The following is a 1,534-nucleotide window of genomic DNA, read 5'->3' as shown; positions in this document are numbered from 1 at the left end:
GTGCAGTATCAGGACATCACCGACAACGAGACGCTGGCGGGGTTCATCATATGAGCGGGCCAAAAATAAACGATAAAGGGGCGATTTTCGTGGCGCTGTTTTCCGGCATCAACGTCGGCGGCAACCGCATCGTCAAGATGGCGGAACTGAAGTCGTTCTTCGAAGATCTCGGCTTCACCGGCGTCGCGACCTACGTGCAAAGCGGCAACGTCGTGTTCCGCGCGAAAAACGGCGATGCGGCAGCGCTGACCAAAGAACTCGAAGCCGCCTTCGAGAAGAAATGGGGGTTCAATTCCCGCATCATGGTCCGTGATGCCGGATGGTTCGAGCGACTGGTGAAGGACAATCCCTATCCGGAAGTTGCCGGCGAGCCGACCAAGCTGCACGCCTACGTACTGGAACGCGAGCCGACCGCGGAAGAGGCCAAACGGCTGGCGGACAAATGCACCGGCCCGGAGCGCTTCGAGATCAAGAGCGACGTGCTTTACCTGCACGCGCCGGATGGGGTCGGCAAATCCGTCTTCGCCAATCTCATCCCGCGCACATTGAAGGTGCCCGGCACGGCGCGCAACTGGCGCAGCGTGCTTGCCTTGCTCGACATGGCCGGCAAGGCCGGCGGCTGAAGCCGAATATGCTCAGGCGGCCTTTTGCCAGTCGAAGGTCAGTTCCTCGCGGAAGGCGAAGCGCTTGATGTGGTCGGCGACGACGGTTTCCAGCCGCTCGAGCGCGGCAACGTCATCAGCGGCGACCGCAATATGAAGGGCCTTGTCGTCGGCATCCATCACGGTGCGGCCGAGCGAGAGCTGGATGGCGCCATGGTGCGGGTCGAATTCGACCGGGAACTTGTGCGACCAGTGCTTGCAGAGCTGCTGCAGGTAACGGCTGGCGTGCTCGGTGGCGACATCGGCGCGGCTGGTCGGCATGGAATTCTCCTGGTGGATCAAGAAAAACGCCGGCCTGGAAGGCCGGCGCCACAAGCGGATAGATAGGCACCGCCCGGCGAAACGCCATAGGCAGGCCTGCCGGCATGCTCCTGGGCGTGTGCTGACGCCTACCAGCTTCCCGTGTTCGTCATCGAGGCCCACGGCTCGGCCTTGGCCTTTGCCGGGCCTTTCTGCAGCAGCTCGATCGAAATGCCATCCGGCGAGCGGATGAAGGCCATGTTGCCGTCGCGCGGCGGCCGGTTGATGGTCACGCCATTGTCCATCAGCTTCTGGCAGGTGGCGTAGATGTCGTCGACCTCATAGGCGAGGTGGCCGAAATTGCGGCCGCCTTTGTATTCTTCGGGATCCCAATTGTAGGTCAGCTCGACCAGCGGCGCCTTCTCGGCGATGCCGCTCTGCTCGTCCTCGGACGCGGCGAGGAAGATCAGCGTATAGCGTCCCTGCTCGTTCTCGTAGCGGCGCACTTCCTTGAGGCAGAGCTTGTTGCAGTAGAAATCGAGGGATTGATCGATGTCGGCGATGCGGACCATTGTGTGGAGATAGCGCATATCGGTTTCCTCGCGGGTTGCGTTGCGGCGCACCATAGGAGC

Annotated in this window: 3 protein-coding genes; 1 reads left to right on the top strand and 2 read right to left on the bottom strand. The window is 61.9% G+C overall.

The window, feature by feature from the left end; translation table 11 throughout:
- Positions 1-50: 50 nt before the first annotated feature.
- Positions 51-623 (top strand): DUF1697 domain-containing protein, encoded by a 573-nt coding sequence (locus EOA29_RS36100; RefSeq protein WP_189350020.1) that lies wholly within the window; start codon positions 51-53, stop codon positions 621-623.
- Positions 624-635: 12 nt separating this feature from the next.
- Here EOA29_RS36100 and EOA29_RS36095 read toward each other — a convergent pair whose 3' ends face one another.
- Both EOA29_RS36095 and EOA29_RS36090 read right to left on the bottom strand, forming a co-directional pair.
- Complete coding sequence (locus EOA29_RS36095) at positions 636-923, bottom strand: DUF2218 domain-containing protein (protein WP_127222372.1); 288 nt, start codon at positions 921-923, stop codon at positions 636-638.
- A 128-nt stretch (positions 924-1,051) separates the two neighbouring features.
- Positions 1,052-1,492 carry a VOC family protein gene (locus tag EOA29_RS36090; protein WP_127222371.1) on the bottom strand — a complete coding sequence of 147 codons (441 nt, stop codon included), beginning with the start codon at positions 1,490-1,492 and terminating at the stop codon, positions 1,052-1,054.
- Between the last annotated feature and the right edge of the window lie 42 nt (positions 1,493-1,534).

It is taken from the genome of Mesorhizobium sp. M1E.F.Ca.ET.063.01.1.1 (assembly GCF_003998155.1).
Classification (GTDB): domain Bacteria; phylum Pseudomonadota; class Alphaproteobacteria; order Rhizobiales; family Rhizobiaceae; genus Mesorhizobium.
Note: the sequence above shows the minus strand (reverse complement) of the source record. Positions and strands in the feature narration are given on the sequence as shown.

Coding starts and splice junctions, on each gene's coding strand:
- EOA29_RS36100 (WP_189350020.1), top strand. CDS start 51: ATGAGCGGGCCAAAAATAAACGATAAAGGGGCGATTTTCGTGGCGCTG.
- EOA29_RS36095 (WP_127222372.1), bottom strand. CDS start 923: ATGCCGACCAGCCGCGCCGATGTCGCCACCGAGCACGCCAGCCGTTAC.
- EOA29_RS36090 (WP_127222371.1), bottom strand. CDS start 1,492: ATGCGCTATCTCCACACAATGGTCCGCATCGCCGACATCGATCAATCC.